The following is a 16,663-nucleotide window of genomic DNA, read 5'->3' as shown; positions in this document are numbered from 1 at the left end:
ACTACAAAGCGGTGTTGCGGGCGCGGTTCAGCTGCTGCGCATCAGCGGGTAAAGCTCTTTGAGCAACTTGCGACGGCTAATCACCAGCTGCCAGCGATGGCCACCCAACTGCCGCCACAACCGCGCCGAACGAATCCCGGCGAGCAACAGCGCGCGGATCTTCGAGGCGTTGCTCGGTTGCTGCAAGTTACGCATGTCGCCGTGGACCTGGATCCGTTGGCGCAAGGTGCTCAGGGTGTCCTGATACAGCGCACCGCAGGCCGCGATCACGTTTTCGTGGGCCGGACCGAAGTGCTCAACCTGGGATTGAATCTGTGGCAGGCGCTTGCCGATCACCTCGAGCATGTCGCCACGCTTGGCCAATTGACGCTCAAGACCCAGCATCGCCAGGGCATAACGCAGTGGTTCGCGCTGCAGGGTGCTCGGGTCGCGTTCCAGGGCACCGATCAACGCGCGATAGCCTTCACGCAGATTGATGTCGTCGCCGCCGTAGACTTCCAGGGTGTCCTTGGGGTCGCGAATCAGCAAGCTGCCGAGCATGCACGTCAGGCCGGCTTCGCTGGTCTGGCCGCTCTTGGCGATCTTGTCCACCAGCACGGCGGCGAGAAACACGCCGCCCAGTGCCGTCAATTGCTCCTGAGTCGGGCTCATTGCTGTGCGCCTTGAGGAGTGCCTTTGCTGGTCCACGGCTCGGCAATTTCGATCACGCCGCCGCCGAGGCAGATTTCCCCGTCATAGAACACCACGGATTGGCCTGGGGTGACCGCGCGTTGCGGGTCATCGAAGATCGCGCGGTAGCCGGTGGCGGTCTTTTCCAGCGTGCAAGGCTGGTCGCTTTGGCGATAACGGACCTTGGCGGTCAAACGGCGGGATTCGCTCAGATCAATCGGGTTGACCCAATAGATGTCCGAGGCGAGTAGGGCGCGGGAGAACAGGTACGGGTGATCATTGCCCTGGCCAACGATCAGCTCGTTGTTGACCAGATCCTTGATCAGCACATACCACGGCTCGTCACTGGCGTCTTTCAAGCCGCCGATGCCCAGGCCCTGGCGCTGACCGATGGTGTGGTACATCAAGCCGTGGTGACGGCCAATGACTTCACCTTCGGTGGTCTTGATCTCGCCTGGCTGCGCCGGCAGGTACTGCTTGAGGAAGTCGCTGAAGCGGCGTTCGCCGATAAAGCAGATCCCGGTGGAGTCCTTTTTCTTCGCGGTGGCCAGTTCGTGCTTCTCGGCAATCGCGCGGACTTCGGGTTTTTCCAGCTCGCCGACCGGGAACAGGGTCTTGGCGATCTGTTCACCGCCCACGGCGTGCAGGAAGTAGCTCTGGTCCTTGTTCGGGTCCAGGCCCTTGAGCAACTCGGTGCGGCCATCGATGTCGCGGCGGCGCACGTAGTGGCCGGTGGCGATCAGGTCGGCGCCGAGCATCATGGCGTAGTCGAGGAACGCCTTGAACTTGATCTCGCGGTTGCACAGGATGTCCGGATTCGGCGTGCGCCCGGCCTTGTATTCGGCCAGGAAGTGTTCGAACACGTTGTCCCAGTACTCGGCGGCGAAGTTGGCGGTGTGCAGCTTGATGCCAATCTTGTCGCACACAGCCTGCGCATCCGCCAGGTCGTCCATGGCGGTGCAGTATTCCGTTCCATCGTCTTCTTCCCAGTTCTTCATGAACAGGCCTTCCACCTCGTAACCCTGCTCGATCAGCAGGAGAGCGGAAACGGAAGAGTCCACGCCGCCGGACATGCCGACAATGACGCGCTTCTTTTGTGTGTCAGAAGGGGCTGGATCACGCATAGGGATTCAATGAGTGTCTTGAAAAAGGACGCGATTCTAACAGGCCGAAGCCCGCAAGGCTAAAGAGAAGGGCGGATCAGTTCGAGACCGAAGTGTTTACCGTCCAGATAATCATCGATGCAGCGGATGATCAGCTCACTGCGCCAGTTTGCGCGCTGTTCTACCAATTCGTCACGGGTCAGCCATTTGGCGCCGACGATGCCGTCATCCAGCTGATAGTCGGGGTGGTGTTTCAGCGCTTTGGCGGTGAAGCAGACCCGCTGATAGGTCACGCCGTTGCTCGGTGCGGTGTAGAGGTAAATGCCCACCACGCCCGTCGGCTCGACGTCCCAGCCGGTTTCTTCGAGGGTTTCGCGCACGGCGGCTTCGATCAGGGTTTCGTCCGGGTCCAGATGGCCGGCGGGTTGGTTGAGTACCGCTTGTCCGCCCTTGAGTTCTTCGACCATCAGGAACCGGCCGTTGTCTTCGACGATAGTGGCGACGGTGATGTGGGGTAGCCAGGCCATAGGACTTCCTCGATTCTTACTGTTTGAACACGATCAAATGTGGGAGCGGGCTTGCTCGCGAATGCGGTGGGTCAGTCAATAAAGATGTTGAATGATAAGCCGTATTCGCGAGCAAGCCCGCTCCCACATTGTCCAGCGTTCACATTTGAATGTGTGCCACAAGCAGAAACCCCGGCACGGGGCCGGGGCTTCTTTGCATCCTTACAACCTTAAACCAACGCAGCGATCGCGGCGTTGAAGGTGTTGCTTGGGCGCATGGCCTTGCTGATCAGCTCGGCATTGGCGTGGTAGTAACCGCCGATGTCCACTGGCTTGCCCTGAACGGCATTGAGCTCGGCGACGATGGTCGCTTCGTTCTCGGCCAGGGTCTTGGCCAGTTGGCCAAACTGCGCTTGCAATGCAGTGTCTTCGGACTGGGCGGCCAGGGCTTGTGCCCAGTACAGCGCCAGGTAGAAGTGGCTGCCGCGGTTGTCGATGTTGCCGACTTTGCGCGATGGCGACTTGTTGTTGTCCAGGAACTGGCCAGTGGCCTGGTCCAGGGTCTTGGCCAAAACCAAAGCTTTAGGGTTGTTGTACGTCACACCCAAATGCTCAAGGGAAGCGGCCAGGGCCAGGAACTCGCCCAGGGAATCCCAGCGCAGGAAGTTTTCTTCCAGCAGCTGCTGAACGTGCTTCGGTGCCGAACCGCCAGCGCCGGTTTCAAACAGGCCGCCGCCATTCATCAGCGGGACGATCGACAGCATCTTGGCGCTGGTGCCCAGTTCCATGATCGGGAACAGGTCGGTCAGGTAGTCGCGCAATACGTTGCCGGTCACCGAGATGGTGTCCTTGCCTTCGCGAGTGCGGCCCAGGGTGAACGCCATCGCGTCGACTGGCGACATGATGCGGATGTCCAGGCCCGAAGTGTCGTGATCCTTCAGGTAAGCCTGAACTTTTTCGATCACAACGCCGTCGTGGGCGCGCATTGGGTCCAGCCAGAAAATCGCTGGAGTGGCGCTTGCGCGAGCACGGTTGACGGCCAGTTTGACCCAATCCTGGATCGGCGCGTCTTTGGTCTGGCACATGCGGAAGATGTCCCCGGCTTCAACCGACTGTTCCAGCAGGGTGCGACCAGCGCTGTCGGAAACCCGAACCACGCCGTTGCTCTTGATCTGGAAAGTCTTGTCGTGCGAGCCGTACTCTTCAGCTTTTTTCGCCATCAGGCCAACGTTTGGCACGCTGCCCATGGTGGTTGGATCGAAGGCGCCGTTTACCTTGCAGTCTTCGATGACCGCCTGGTAGATGGTGGCGTAGCAGCGATCCGGGATCACGGCCTTGGTGTCGTGCAGTTGACCGTCAGTGCCCCACATTTTGCCGGAGTCACGGATCATTGCCGGCATCGAGGCGTCGACGATAACGTCGCTCGGCACGTGCAGGTTGGTGATGCCTTTGTCGGAGTTGACCATGGCCAACGACGGACGAACGGCGTAGACCGCCTGGATGTCCGCTTCGATCTGCGCTTGCTGCTCGGCCGGCAGGGCCTTGATGCGAGCGTACAGGTCGCCGATGCCGTTGTTCAGGTTAAAGCCGATCTGCGCCAGCACGTCAGCGTGTTTGGCCAGTGCGTCTTTATAGAACTCGGCAACGATCTGGCCGAACATGATCGGGTCGGAGACCTTCATCATGGTGGCTTTCAAGTGAACCGACAGCAGCACGCCTTTTTGCTTGGCGTCTTCGATCTCGGCTGCAATGAAGCTGCGCAGGGCGTTTTTGCTCAGTACCGCGCAATCGAGGATCTCACCGGCTTGCACGGTGGTCTTTTCTTTCAGGACGGTGGTGGTGCCGTCTTGAGCGATCAGTTCGATTTTAACGGCGTCAGCGGCGTCGATCAGGGCAGCTTTTTCGCTGCCGTAGAAATCGCCGGTGCTCATGTGCGCGACGTGGGACTTGGAGTCCGCAGCCCAGGCGCCCATTTTGTGCGGGTGCTTGCGAGCGTAGTTCTTGACCGACAGCGGGGCACGACGATCAGAGTTGCCTTCGCGCAGAACCGGGTTTACGGCGCTGCCCTTGATCTTGTCGTAACGCGACTTGGCTTCTTTGTCTGCGTCGCTGCTCACGGTTTCCGGATAGTCCGGCAGTGCGAAGCCCTGGGCTTGCAGCTCTTTGATCGCGGCTTGCAGTTGCGGAACCGAGGCGCTGATGTTCGGCAGCTTGATGATGTTGGCTTCAGGCGTAACGGCCAGGTCGCCCAGTTCGGCGAGGTGGTCGGCTACGGCTTTGTCACCCAATTGCTCGGGGAAGCTGGCCAGGATGCGCCCTGCAAGAGAGATGTCGCGGGTTTCCACGGCAATATCAGCGGAGGCGGTGAAGGCCTCTACGATAGGCAACAGTGAATAGGTGGCGAGGGCTGGGGCTTCGTCGGTGAAGGTATAGATGATCTTCGAGCGGGTGGGCATATTCGGATTAACTCTCTCTTCTTTGCTAAAGCGTGCGCCGAAACTCGAGGGGCGCCGTGTAAGCGCGTTCGTTCAAAGTCATCCATGAGCCGAATGTCGAGGTTTCTTCGCGGTGATGTTGGGTGCATCAGTCGAGCGTCAAGCGGGTGGGCTGCGGTAACAACCCGGCTTCAATCTGGCTGAAAGTCTCGTAATAGAGAGCTTGGCCTTTGTGACCCTTCGGTCAGCGGCGGCATTATACATAGGTAGCTGGCAATCTGCCGATGGTTCATATGCAACGATTCTCGTCCATTGGTCTAAAGGTCGCAGGGCGGCGGGCGGCGTAGAGTCTTGCACCGTGCTTGAGTTTGGCGCTTTTCCCTTTGCTTTCAGGCTTGTAGATCACGAACTGCACAGCTTTGCGGCAGATGGGTGGAACATAGGGTTTGCGCGCTGATTTAACTGGGGTACGCTCGAACGAAGCCAGATGTTCAATCCAAACAATGGAGTTCAGCATGGGATACAAGAAGATTCAGGTTCCAGCAGTCGGCGACAAAATCACCGTCAATGCAGACCATTCTCTCAATGTTCCTAACAACCCGATCATCCCCTTCATTGAAGGTGATGGCATCGGCGTTGATATCAGCCCGGTCATGATCAAGGTTGTCGATGCTGCTGTTAAGAAGGCTTACGGCGGCGAGCGCAAAATTTCCTGGATGGAAGTCTACGCCGGGGAAAAAGCGACTCAGGTTTACGATCAGGACACCTGGCTGCCTCAGGAAACCCTGGACGCAGTCAAGGATTACGTGGTTTCCATCAAGGGCCCTCTGACCACCCCGGTCGGTGGCGGCATCCGTTCGCTGAACGTGGCCCTGCGCCAACAACTCGACCTTTACGTCTGCCTGCGTCCGGTACGCTGGTTCGAAGGCGTGCCGAGCCCGGTCAAGAAGCCAGGCGACGTCGACATGACGATCTTCCGTGAGAACTCGGAAGACATCTACGCCGGCATCGAGTGGAAGGCCGGTTCGCCGGAAGCGACCAAAGTCATCAAGTTCCTGAAAGATGAAATGGGCGTCACCAAGATCCGCTTCGACGAAAACTGCGGTATCGGTATCAAGCCGGTTTCGCTGCAAGGCACCAAGCGTCTGGCGCGCAAGGCTCTGCAATATGTGGTCGACAACGACCGCGATTCGCTGACCATCGTGCACAAAGGCAACATCATGAAGTTCACCGAAGGTGCCTTCAAGGAGTGGGCCTACGAAGTGGCGGCTGAAGAGTTCGGCGCGACCCTGCTCGACGGCGGTCCGTGGATGCAGTTCAAGAACCCGAAAACCGGCAAGAACGTCATCGTCAAGGATGCCATCGCCGACGCCATGCTCCAGCAGATCCTGCTGCGCCCGGCTGAGTACGATGTGATCGCGACCCTGAACCTGAACGGCGACTACCTCTCCGACGCCCTGGCGGCTGAAGTAGGCGGTATCGGTATCGCGCCGGGTGCCAACCTGTCCGACACTATCGCCATGTTCGAAGCGACCCACGGTACTGCGCCGAAATATGCCGGCAAAGACCAGGTCAACCCGGGCTCGCTGATCCTGTCCGCCGAGATGATGCTGCGTCATATGGGCTGGACCGAAGCGGCTGATCTGATCATCAAAGGCACCAACGGCGCGATTTCCGCCAAGACCGTGACCTATGATTTCGAGCGTCTGATGGAAGGCGCCAAACTGGTGTCTTCTTCCGGCTTCGGCGATGCGCTGATTTCGCACATGTAAGAAATTTGCACCAAAAAAAACCGCCTTCGGGCGGTTTTTTCATGACTGGATGACGGGTTGCGTCAGCTCGACACCGATTCTTTGTGGATGGAAGGTGCGGTGTGTTCGTTCGCAGTAGTGGCAGCCGTGATCTTCACCGCGTGCAGGCCTTTGGGTCCCTGGATGATCTCGAAGTTTACGGATTGTCCGGCCTTGAGGGTTTTGTAGCCCTCCATGTCGATGGCCGAATAGTGGGCAAAGAAGTCGATCTCTTTGCCGTCCTCATCGCGTCCTTCTCTGGCGTCGGTATTAATGAAACCGAACCCCTTGGCATTGTTGAACCACTTCACCTTACCGACTGCCATGCTCATATCCCTCTGCAACAGACTCCATCACTGGAGTATCATCCAGTACATCCGCAGTCGAATCTCATAAATAAGATTGACTCCGCGGACCTTTTTTACCCACTGTGGGCTCTATTGGTTGTAACACCGTTTTCCCGATAGTCAAGGTGACTGGGCAGTCGGAGTTGAAATCGTTGATAGCCGCCCCCACCACTGTATTTGCACAACTGACGAACCTTTCTTTCCATGCATGCAATCAGCCAGATTCGACTAACATTCAATCAGGATCGCCCGACTCTCCAGAAAGATCTCCCGGAGGAGCACGACGACGATTCCGCAGGCATTGCTGTTCAGGAGGCCAAGCCTGCTTTACAGGCGCCGCCGATGTACAAGGTGGTTTTGTTTAATGATGACTACACACCGATGGATTTCGTCGTCGAAGTGCTCGAGGTGTTTTTTAACCTGAATCGCGAGCTGGCGACCAAGGTCATGCTGGCCGTCCACACAGAAGGGCGGGCAGTATGTGGAGTGTTTACCCGCGACATCGCCGAGACGAAGGCCATGCAGGTCAACCAGTACGCCAGGGAAAGCCAGCATCCGCTACTCTGTGAAATCGAGAAGGACGGTTAATCGCCGACCACTTGGGTATGAGGTGAAGCTATGTTAAACCGCGAGCTCGAAGTCACCCTCAATCTAGCCTTCAAGGAGGCTCGTTCGAAGCGTCATGAATTCATGACCGTCGAACACCTCTTGCTGGCCCTATTGGACAATGAGGCTGCCGCCACCGTTTTGCGTGCATGCGGCGCAAACCTCGACAAACTCAAGCATGACCTGCAGGAGTTCATCGACTCCACCACGCCGTTGATCCCCGTTCATGACGAGGATCGCGAGACCCAACCAACCCTGGGCTTCCAGCGTGTTCTGCAGCGTGCTGTCTTTCACGTACAGAGCTCGGGCAAACGCGAAGTGACTGGCGCCAACGTGCTGGTCGCAATCTTCAGTGAGCAAGAAAGTCAGGCGGTGTTCCTGCTGAAACAGCAGAGCGTTGCCCGCATTGATGTCGTCAACTACATCGCCCATGGCATTTCCAAAGTGCCGGGGCACGGCGATCACTCTGAAGGTGAGCAAGATATGCAGGACGACGAGGGCGGCGAGTCTTCTTCTTCAGGCAATCCCCTGGATGCTTATGCCAGCAACCTCAACGAACTCGCGCGCCAGGGTCGAATCGATCCGCTGGTAGGCCGTGAGCTCGAAGTCGAGCGTGTCGCGCAGATCCTGGCGCGTCGTCGCAAAAACAATCCGCTGCTGGTGGGCGAGGCTGGCGTGGGTAAAACCGCGATTGCCGAAGGCCTGGCCAAGCGCATTGTCGACAATCAGGTGCCGGACCTGCTGGCCAACAGCGTGGTTTACTCCCTTGACTTGGGGGCCTTGCTGGCCGGGACCAAATACCGCGGTGATTTCGAGAAACGCTTCAAGGCGTTGCTCAATGAGCTGAAAAAACGTCCGCAGGCGATCCTGTTCATCGACGAAATCCATACCATCATTGGTGCGGGTGCCGCGTCCGGTGGCGTCATGGATGCCTCGAACCTGCTCAAGCCGTTGCTGTCGTCCGGCGATATCCGCTGCATCGGTTCGACCACGTTCCAGGAATTCCGCGGGATCTTCGAGAAGGACCGTGCCTTGGCACGACGCTTCCAGAAGGTCGATGTGTCGGAGCCTTCGGTAGAAGACACCATCAGCATCCTGCGCGGCCTGAAAGGGCGTTTCGAAACGCACCACGGCATCGAGTACAGCGATGAAGCCCTGCGTGCAGCGGCTGAACTGGCGTCACGCTACATCAATGACCGGCACATGCCGGACAAGGCTATCGACGTTATCGACGAGGCGGGTGCCTACCAGCGCCTGCAGCCAATCGAGAAACGCGTGAAACGCATCGAAGTGCCTCAGGTCGAGGACATTGTCGCGAAAATCGCGCGGATTCCGCCTAAGCACGTCAACAGTTCCGACAGAGAGCTGCTGCGTAACCTTGAGCGTGACCTGAAGCTGACGGTGTTTGGTCAGGATGCCGCGATCGACTCGTTGTCGACTGCGATCAAACTGTCCCGTGCCGGCCTCAAGTCGCCTGACAAGCCAGTTGGTTCGTTCCTGTTCGCCGGGCCTACCGGTGTCGGTAAAACCGAAGCGGCGCGTCAGTTGGCCAAGGCGCTGGGCATCGAGCTGGTTCGCTTCGACATGTCCGAGTACATGGAGCGCCACACCGTATCGCGTCTGATCGGTGCACCTCCGGGCTATGTCGGGTTCGATCAGGGCGGCCTGCTGACCGAAGCCATCACCAAGCAACCGCACTGCGTATTGCTGCTCGATGAAATCGAGAAGGCGCATCCGGAAGTCTTCAACCTGCTGTTGCAGGTCATGGATCACGGTACGCTGACTGATAACAACGGGCGCAAAGCGGATTTCCGTAACGTGATTGTCATCATGACGACCAACGCGGGCGCCGAAACCGCAGCCCGCGCTTCGATCGGTTTCACCCATCAGGACCACTCGTCCGATGCGATGGAAGTGATCAAGAAGAGCTTTACGCCAGAGTTCCGCAACCGTCTGGACACCATTATCCAGTTTGGTCGCCTCAGTCATGAGGTCATCAAAAGCGTGGTGGACAAGTTCCTTACCGAGCTTCAAGCGCAGTTGGAAGACAAGCGCGTGCAGTTGGAAGTGACCGACGCTGCACGCAGTTGGCTGGCAGCGGGTGGCTACGACTCGGCAATGGGCGCTCGACCAATGGCGCGTTTGATCCAGGACAAGATCAAGCGTCCGCTGGCTGAGGAGATTCTCTTTGGTGAATTGGCTGACCATGGTGGTGTGGTTCACATCGACCTTAAGGACGGCGAGTTGACCTTCGAGTTCGAGACCACGGCTGAAATGGCTTGATGGTTGGTTGGTTGTAAAGCAAAGCTAAAGGCGCCTTCGGGCGCCTTTTTTGTGTTTTGTGGGTTGGGTGTTTTTGGGTGTATATCCGTTGCTGCGGTGGTGGCTTATTAGGGTTTCGCCCTTACGGCGAGGCACTTTTTTCAAACGCCAAAAAAAGTAAGCAAAAAACGCTTGCTCCTACGTTCGGCCCGCTCGCTGGGGCTCGGGGTTCCTTCGCTCCGGGATCGATCCGGGCGCAGCGCCTACGGTTTGCTGCGCTGCACCTCCTCTCGCTGTGTTTGGCTGCGCCAAACGGTCGCTGCGCTCCCACGCCCGGATCAATCCCTCCACTCAGCCTTCCGACGTCGCCCGTGGATCAGGATCAAGAGCAGGCGAGCTGACACTCGGCCTATTGAGTGGTGAAGAGCACGGGTATTCGGCTTTGGATTTGCGGTGGATTTGCCTCTCATCGGAACGCCGCCCGCCTAGCCGTCTCCCGAGGGAGAGGGGAGGATTGGTGTGCTTTTCAAGTCTGAGTTCAACGCGATATCGCACGTCGGCGTAACTCCCCCAAACACCTCGATCAGTCCCCTCTCCCGCCGGGAGAGGGCTAGGGTGAGGGACTCTTGATCTTCAGCCCCTTCGGGAGGCTGAGTGGAGGTGTTCATCTGGGGGTTAGGCGCGTAGCGCCGTGCGGCGAAGCCGCACACATCGAGAGGAGGTTGAAGCGAAGCCGACCGGAGGCGATGCCCCCGGATGGGCGCCGTAGCGAGGGAACACTGAGCCTCAGCGAAGTGCCGTACGCCGGGGCCAAGCCTTTTGGGTTACCTTTTCGGCGTTTGGAAAAGGTGACTCGCTGTAAAAGCGAAACCGCCAGCGGCAGCACCCGAAAAAACGGATATGCCCCCAACCCACCAACCCCAAAGACAAACAAATCAAAAGATCGCAGCCTTCGGCAGCTCCTACATTGGTTATCACGGCTTACCCGCCAAGCCCCTCAGCTGCCAAAGCCCGCGATTTTTGATCTGGCGCTGGCTTTTGATCTTGCTTTGGCTTTTGATCTCTCGCCCCTTCGGCAGGCCGAGCGTAGGTGTTCATCAGGGGGTTAGGCGCGTAGCGCCGTTCGGCGGAGCCGAACACATCGAGAGGAGGTCGTCGCGAAGCAGACCGTAGGCGATGCCCCCTGATGGACACCGTAGCGAGGGTACATCGAGCGTAGCGAGATGCCGTACGCCGGGGCGAAGCCTTTTGCTTACTTTTCGGCGTTTGGAAAAGTGAGTCGCTGTAAGAGCGAAACCCTAAGCAGCCGTTACCGCAGCAACGGATATACACCCAACCCTAGAGAGCCCACTAAAACAGCGCACACACAAAAACGCCCGGCATAAACCGGGCGTTTTGTATTGACTTGATTAGCGAGCGCGGTAAGTAATGCGCCCTTTGCTCAAGTCATAGGGCGTCAGCTCGACGCGCACTTTGTCACCGGTAAGAATACGAATGTAGTTCTTGCGCATCTTGCCGGAAATATGCGCGGTTACGACGTGCCCATTTTCCAACTCCACACGAAACATGGTGTTGGGCAGGGTGTCGACGACAGTGCCTTCCATTTCGAAGCTGTCTTCTTTCGACATGCAGTAAAGCCCTCGGTATCCAATGAATGGCCCGGTGCAACTGCGCCAGGCAAAAGCGGCGTGCATTGTGCCCGAAAAATGGGGTTTACGCCAAGCGGTTTACAGATTGCCTTAGTTCAGGATGACCCAGCGCTGATTTATCAGCAATTCGATGGGGCGATACTGGGTCTTGTAGTTCATCTTTTTGCAGTTCTTGATCCAGTAGCCGAGGTAGACCGCTTCCAGTCCCAGACGCTGGGCTTCTGCGATCTGCCAGAGGATTGCGTAACGTCCGAGGCTGCGATGGTCCTCGGCGGGCTCGTAGAAGGTGTAGACCGCCGACAGGCCATTGGGCAGCAAGTCGGTAACCGCCACGGCCACCAACCGGCCGTCGAGACGAAATTCGTAGAACCGCGAAAACGGCAGGTCACGCACCAGGAAGGTCGAAAACTGATCGCGGCTCGGCGGGTACATGTCGCCGTCGGCGTGACGCTGTTCGATATAGCGTTGATAGAGGTCGAAATACTCTTCGCTGAACCCGGGCCTGGCCGGGCGCACCTGCAAGTCTGCGTTGCGCTTGAAAATGCGTTTTTGCTGACGGTTGGGCGCAAATTGAGCCACAGGGATGCGTGCAGGCACGCACGCATTGCAATTTTGGCAATGAGGCCGATAGAGATGATCGCCACTGCGACGAAAACCCATTTCCGACAGGTCTGCGTAGACATGCACATCCATGGGCTGGCTAGGATCGAGAAACAGGGTTGTGGCCTGCTCCTCGGGCAGATAACTGCAAGAGTGGGGCTGAGTGGCATAGAACTTCAAACGCGCCAACTCGGTCATGATCAACCTCGGGGATAAGCTTTTGAATAAGTGTAAGCCACGCGCGCAAAAGTCGCTCAGCAAACCCAGGTGGCGTGATTAGGTTGATCCAGATGTCGAGCCAGATAGCCGGCAAACTCGCTGCGGGGTATCGCTCGGGCACCGAGGCTGTGCAAATGGTCGGTAGGCATCTGGCAATCGATCAGCACAAAACCTGAGTCTTTCAGATGTTGCACCAGTGTGGCAAAGCCATATTTGGAGGCGTTGTCGGCGCGACTGAACATCGACTCGCCAAAAAACAGCTGACCCATGGCCAGGCCGTACAAGCCGCCGACCAGTTCACCCTGGTCCCAGACTTCCACCGAATGGGCGTAGCCGCGCTTGTGCAACTCCAGGTAGGCGTTCTGCATGGCTTTCGTGATCCAGGTGCCGTCGGCGTAATCGCGCGGCGCGGCGCAGGCGCGGATGACCGCGGCAAAATCCTGATCGAAGGTCACTTGATAGCATTGTTGGCGCAGCAACTTGTTCAGGCTGCGGGAAACGTGCAGTTCGTCGGGAAACAGCACGGTGCGTGGATCGGGCGACCACCAGAGAATCGGTTGGCCTTCGGAAAACCAAGGGAAGCAGCCGTGGCGATAGGCCTGGATCAGCCGATCAGCGGACAGATCACCGCCCGCCGCCAGCAGCCCATTGGGATCGCGCATGGCTTTTTCCAGGGGCGGAAAAGTCAGGGTGTTGCGTTGTAACCAAGTCAGCATGGCATCCGGGCTTGCAGAAGGGGAGGGCAGGGGCGGACGTTTCGGTCCGCCGTGAAGTCGTGCATCAAACGGTAGGAATATCGTCGAGGTATTTCTCGGCGTCCAGCGCGGCCATGCAGCCAGCCCCGGCAGACGTCACAGCCTGGCGGTAAACATGATCGGCCACATCGCCGGCGGCGAACACACCTTCGATGTCGGTGGCGGTGGCATCGCCTTCGTTGCCACCCTTGATCAGCAGGTAGCCGTCACGCATTTTCAGTTGGCCCTGGAACAGGTCGGTGTTGGGCTTGTGGCCGATGGCAATGAACACGCCGGTCAACGGCAGTTCGCGGGTTTCGCCAGTGTTGCTGTCACGCAGGCGGGCGCCAGTTACGCCGCTGGCATCGCCCAACACTTCATCAAGATTCTGATTCCAGTGCAGGCGGATATTGCCGTTGGCGGCTTTTTCGAACAGCTTGTCCTGAAGGATCTTCTCCGAGCGCAGCTTGTCACGACGGTGCACCAGGTGGACTTCCTTGGCGATGTTCGACAGGTATAACGCCTCCTCAACCGCCGTGTTGCCGCCGCCGACCACGGCGACTACCTGATTGCGGTAGAAGAAACCGTCGCACGTCGCACAGGCGGAAACGCCCTTGCCGGCAAAGGCTTCTTCCGACGGCAGCCCCAGGTACTGGGCCGAGGCGCCGGTGGCGATAATCAACGCGTCGCAGGTGTAGGTGCCGCTGTCGCCGATGAGTTCAAAAGGGTGCTGTTGCAACTTGGCGGTGTGGATGTGGTCGTAAACGATCTCTGTGTCAAAGCGCTCGGCGTGTTTTTGCATGCGTTCCATCAGCACCGGGCCAGTGAGGCCTTCGACGTCGCCAGGCCAGTTGTCGACTTCGACGGTGGTGGTGAGTTGGCCACCGGCCTGTATGCCGGTAATGACGACGGGTTTGAGGTTGGCGCGGGCGGCATAAACGGCGGCGCTGTAACCGGCAGGGCCAGAACCCAGAATGATCAGGCGTGAATGCTTGGCTTCGCTCATAAAAACACCTCATAAGCCTTTGTCACAAAAGAGAATGCATGCTCAAATTGAACCGTGTGTCATGTGCTTTTGGCTATGCTACACCCAAGGGTCTGAAGCATGGCATCGGGCGAACAAACCCGTACAATGCCGGCTTGTAACAGCGCTTGTATCAAAAAAGCTGTGCATGCCCTGTTTTGAAACACCGGGGTGCAGTGTTAAAAGTAGTCCCAGTTGCGCCTGTTAACTTTTTTACCTGCCTGGATTGGGCAGTTTTTATAGTCATTCAACAGATGGACGCGCCATTGGCGCAGGAATAGAAGCGTTTTGAAGAAATCCACCGCAGCACCTAAACCAGCCGTCGTTCCGCTCTGGCGCCAGCATTTGCACTACCGACTCAAGGAAGGTGCGCTGATCGCCATCGGTGCCTTGTGCCTGTTCCTGATGATGGCCTTGTTGACCTATGGCAAGGACGATCCGGGCTGGAGCCACAACAGCAAGATCGACGATGTGCAGAACTTCGGCGGGCCGGTTGGCTCCTACAGTGCCGATATCCTGTTCATGGTGCTCGGTTACTTCGCCTACATCTTCCCGCTGTTACTGGCGGTCAAGATCTACCAGATCTTCCGTCAACGTCACGAACCGTGGCAGTGGAGCGGTTGGCTGTTCTCCTGGCGCCTGATCGGTTTGGTCTTCCTGGTGCTGTCGGGCGCGGCCCTGGCCCACATCCATTTCCATGCAGCGACCGGCTTGCCGGCTGGCGCTGGCGGCGCGTTGGGCGAAAGCCTTGGCGACCTGGCCAAAAATGCCCTGAACATCCAGGGCAGCACGCTGCTGTTCATCGCGCTGTTCCTGTTCGGCCTGACGGTGTTCACCGACCTGTCGTGGTTCAAGGTGATGGACGTCACGGGCAAAATTACACTCGACTTGTTTGAACTGTTCCAAGGCGCGGCTAATCGCTGGTGGTCTGCGCGTACCGAACGCAAGCAACTGGTCGCCCAGTTGCGTGAAGTCGATGACCGCGTCCACGACGTGGTGGCGCCGACCGTCACCGACAAGCGCGAGCAGGCCAAGGTCAAGGAACGCCTGATCGAACGCGAGCAGGCGCTGAGCAAGCACATGTCCGAACGCGAGAAACAGGTGCCGCCGGTCATCGCCCCGGCTCCGATCAAGGCGCCCGAGCCAAGCAAGCGCGTACAGAAAGAGAAACAGGCGCCGTTGTTCGTCGACAGCGCCGTGGAAGGCACCTTGCCGCCGATCTCGATTCTCGATCCGGCGGAAAAGAAACAACTCAATTACTCGCCTGAATCCCTGGCTGCGGTTGGCCACTTGCTGGAAATCAAGCTCAAGGAGTTCGGCGTCGAAGTCACCGTGGATTCGATTCACCCAGGCCCGGTGATTACCCGTTACGAAATCCAGCCGGCAGCCGGCGTCAAGGTCAGCCGCATTTCCAACCTGGCCAAAGACCTGGCGCGTTCGCTGGCTGTAACCAGTGTGCGGGTGGTTGAAGTGATTCCGGGCAAGACCACGGTCGGTATCGAGATTCCTAACGAAGACCGGCAGATCGTGCGCTTCTCCGAAGTGCTGTCGTCGCCCGAATACGACAACTTCAAATCCCCGGTGACCCTGGCCCTCGGCCACGACATTGGCGGCAAGCCGGTCATCACTGACCTGGCGAAAATGCCTCACTTGCTGGTGGCCGGTACCACCGGTTCCGGTAAGTCGGTGGGTGTGAACGCGATGATCCTGTCGATCCTGTTCAAGTCCGGCCCGGAAGACGCCAAGCTGATCATGATTGACCCGAAAATGCTTGAGCTGTCGATCTACGAAGGCATTCCGCACTTGCTCTGCCCCGTGGTCACCGACATGAAGGACGCGGCCAACGCCCTGCGCTGGAGCGTGGCGGAGATGGAGCGTCGCTACAAACTGATGGCGAAGATGGGTGTGCGTAACCTGTCGGGCTTCAACCAGAAGGTCAAGGATGCCGAGGAAGCTGGCACGCCGCTGGCCGACCCGCTGTACAAGCGTGAAAGCATCCACGACGAAGCGCCGCTGCTGCACAAGTTGCCGACCATCGTCGTGGTGGTGGACGAATTCGCCGACATGATGATGATCGTCGGCAAAAAGGTTGAAGAACTGATCGCCCGTATCGCCCAGAAGGCCCGTGCGGCCGGGATCCACTTGATCCTTGCGACCCAGCGTCCGTCGGTTGACGTGATCACCGGTCTGATCAAGGCCAACATTCCGACCCGTATGGCGTTCCAGGTATCGAGCAAGATCGATTCCCGGACCATCATCGACCAGGGCGGTGCCGAGCAACTGCTGGGCCACGGTGACATGCTCTACATGCCGCCAGGCACCAGCCTGCCTATCCGTGTCCATGGCGCGTTCGTCTCCGATGAGGAGGTTCACCGGGTGGTCGAGGCCTGGAAACTGCGCGGGGCACCGGAATACAACGACGAGATCCTGGCCGGTGTCGAAGAGCCCGGTAGTGGTTTTGAAGGCGGCAGCGGTGGCGATGATGACAGTGAATCCGATGCGCTCTACGACGAAGCCGTGCAGTTCGTGCTGGAAAGTCGTCGGGCGTCGATTTCGGCGGTTCAGCGCAAGCTGAAAATCGGCTACAACCGCGCCGCGCGCATGATCGAGGCCATGGAAATGGCCGGGGTCGTGACGTCCATGAACACCAACGGTTCGCGCGAAGTCCTGGCCCCTGGCCCGGTGCGCGACTGATTTGAATTGAAAAGGGTGGCGCAAT

13 protein-coding genes are annotated in these 16,663 nt (G+C 58.4%); 4 read left to right on the top strand and 9 right to left on the bottom strand.

The window, feature by feature from the left end; all coding sequences use genetic code 11:
* Positions 1 to 27: 27 nt before the first annotated feature.
* The 4 genes from hflD to JFT87_RS22210 form a co-directional block, all read right to left on the bottom strand.
* Entirely contained in the window at positions 28 to 651 is a 624-nt protein-coding gene (hflD, locus tag JFT87_RS22225; protein WP_201197121.1) for a high frequency lysogenization protein HflD, read from the bottom strand.
* Positions 648 to 1,793, bottom strand: a complete 1,146-nt coding sequence (gene mnmA / locus JFT87_RS22220; protein WP_201204578.1) for a tRNA 2-thiouridine(34) synthase MnmA — start codon at positions 1,791 to 1,793, stop codon at positions 648 to 650. The genes hflD and mnmA overlap by 4 nt, the downstream gene beginning before the upstream one ends.
* Positions 1,794 to 1,852: 59 nt before the next feature.
* A complete protein-coding gene (locus JFT87_RS22215; protein WP_201204576.1) occupies positions 1,853 to 2,299 on the bottom strand; it encodes an NUDIX hydrolase in 447 nt (148 codons plus the stop codon).
* 209 nt (positions 2,300 to 2,508) lie between these two features.
* Positions 2,509 to 4,734 (bottom strand): NADP-dependent isocitrate dehydrogenase, encoded by a 2,226-nt coding sequence (locus JFT87_RS22210; protein WP_201204574.1) that lies wholly within the window; start codon positions 4,732 to 4,734, stop codon positions 2,509 to 2,511.
* Positions 4,735 to 5,228: 494 nt separating this feature from the next.
* Here JFT87_RS22210 and icd point away from each other — a divergent pair, with 494 nt between their 5' ends.
* Entirely contained in the window at positions 5,229 to 6,485 is a 1,257-nt protein-coding gene (gene icd, locus JFT87_RS22205; protein ID WP_017339594.1) for an NADP-dependent isocitrate dehydrogenase, read from the top strand.
* Positions 6,486 to 6,547: 62 nt separating this feature from the next.
* On the opposite strand, the gene JFT87_RS22200 is transcribed toward icd, so the two are convergent.
* Entirely contained in the window at positions 6,548 to 6,829 is a 282-nt protein-coding gene (locus tag JFT87_RS22200) for a cold shock domain-containing protein (protein WP_201204572.1), read from the bottom strand.
* A gap of 225 nt (positions 6,830 to 7,054) precedes the next feature.
* Here JFT87_RS22200 and clpS point away from each other — a divergent pair, with 225 nt between their 5' ends.
* Both clpS and clpA read left to right on the top strand, forming a co-directional pair.
* Positions 7,055 to 7,438, top strand: coding sequence for an ATP-dependent Clp protease adapter ClpS (gene clpS, locus JFT87_RS22195; RefSeq protein WP_054053655.1), 384 nt, complete (start codon positions 7,055 to 7,057; stop codon positions 7,436 to 7,438).
* A 30-nt stretch (positions 7,439 to 7,468) separates the two neighbouring features.
* Entirely contained in the window at positions 7,469 to 9,739 is a 2,271-nt protein-coding gene (gene clpA / locus JFT87_RS22190) for an ATP-dependent Clp protease ATP-binding subunit ClpA (RefSeq protein WP_201197127.1), read from the top strand.
* 1,388 nt (positions 9,740 to 11,127) lie between these two features.
* Here clpA and infA read toward each other — a convergent pair.
* The 4 genes from infA to trxB form a co-directional block, all read right to left on the bottom strand.
* Entirely contained in the window at positions 11,128 to 11,346 is a 219-nt protein-coding gene (infA, locus tag JFT87_RS22185) for a translation initiation factor IF-1 (RefSeq protein WP_002553999.1), read from the bottom strand.
* A 111-nt stretch (positions 11,347 to 11,457) separates the two neighbouring features.
* Positions 11,458 to 12,165 (bottom strand): arginyltransferase, encoded by a 708-nt coding sequence (locus JFT87_RS22180; RefSeq protein ID WP_201197128.1) that lies wholly within the window; start codon positions 12,163 to 12,165, stop codon positions 11,458 to 11,460.
* A 56-nt stretch (positions 12,166 to 12,221) separates the two neighbouring features.
* Positions 12,222 to 12,902: a leucyl/phenylalanyl-tRNA--protein transferase gene (gene aat / locus JFT87_RS22175; RefSeq protein ID WP_201204569.1), complete on the bottom strand. Its 681-nt coding sequence runs from the start codon at positions 12,900 to 12,902 to the stop codon at positions 12,222 to 12,224.
* A 64-nt stretch (positions 12,903 to 12,966) separates the two neighbouring features.
* Positions 12,967 to 13,926 (bottom strand): thioredoxin-disulfide reductase, encoded by a 960-nt coding sequence (gene trxB / locus JFT87_RS22170; RefSeq protein ID WP_201204568.1) that lies wholly within the window; start codon positions 13,924 to 13,926, stop codon positions 12,967 to 12,969.
* A 306-nt stretch (positions 13,927 to 14,232) separates the two neighbouring features.
* Between trxB and ftsK the strand changes: the two genes are divergently transcribed.
* Entirely contained in the window at positions 14,233 to 16,638 is a 2,406-nt protein-coding gene (gene ftsK, locus JFT87_RS22165; protein WP_201204567.1) for a DNA translocase FtsK, read from the top strand.
* The last annotated feature ends 25 nt before the right edge of the window (positions 16,639 to 16,663 follow it).

The sequence above is a fragment of the Pseudomonas sp. TH15 genome (assembly GCF_016651105.1).
GTDB lineage: Bacteria > Pseudomonadota > Gammaproteobacteria > Pseudomonadales > Pseudomonadaceae > Aquipseudomonas.
Note: the sequence above shows the minus strand (reverse complement) of the source record. Positions and strands in the feature narration are given on the sequence as shown.

What these genes read in the sequence shown, in the direction of transcription:
- JFT87_RS22200 (WP_201204572.1), bottom strand. Translation starts at nt 6,829, where the DNA reads ATGGCAGTCGGTAAGGTGAAGTGGTTCAACAATGCCAAGGGGTTCGGT.
- clpA (WP_201197127.1), top strand. Translation starts at nt 7,469, where the DNA reads ATGTTAAACCGCGAGCTCGAAGTCACCCTCAATCTAGCCTTCAAGGAG.
- JFT87_RS22210 (WP_201204574.1), bottom strand. Translation starts at nt 4,734, where the DNA reads ATGCCCACCCGCTCGAAGATCATCTATACCTTCACCGACGAAGCCCCA.
- aat (WP_201204569.1), bottom strand. Translation starts at nt 12,902, where the DNA reads ATGCTGACTTGGTTACAACGCAACACCCTGACTTTTCCGCCCCTGGAA.
- trxB (WP_201204568.1), bottom strand. Translation starts at nt 13,926, where the DNA reads ATGAGCGAAGCCAAGCATTCACGCCTGATCATTCTGGGTTCTGGCCCT.
- icd (WP_017339594.1), top strand. Translation starts at nt 5,229, where the DNA reads ATGGGATACAAGAAGATTCAGGTTCCAGCAGTCGGCGACAAAATCACC.
- JFT87_RS22180 (WP_201197128.1), bottom strand. Translation starts at nt 12,165, where the DNA reads ATGACCGAGTTGGCGCGTTTGAAGTTCTATGCCACTCAGCCCCACTCT.
- clpS (WP_054053655.1), top strand. Translation starts at nt 7,055, where the DNA reads ATGCATGCAATCAGCCAGATTCGACTAACATTCAATCAGGATCGCCCG.
- JFT87_RS22215 (WP_201204576.1), bottom strand. Translation starts at nt 2,299, where the DNA reads ATGGCCTGGCTACCCCACATCACCGTCGCCACTATCGTCGAAGACAAC.
- mnmA (WP_201204578.1), bottom strand. Translation starts at nt 1,793, where the DNA reads ATGCGTGATCCAGCCCCTTCTGACACACAAAAGAAGCGCGTCATTGTC.
- infA (WP_002553999.1), bottom strand. Translation starts at nt 11,346, where the DNA reads ATGTCGAAAGAAGACAGCTTCGAAATGGAAGGCACTGTCGTCGACACC.
- hflD (WP_201197121.1), bottom strand. Translation starts at nt 651, where the DNA reads ATGAGCCCGACTCAGGAGCAATTGACGGCACTGGGCGGCGTGTTTCTC.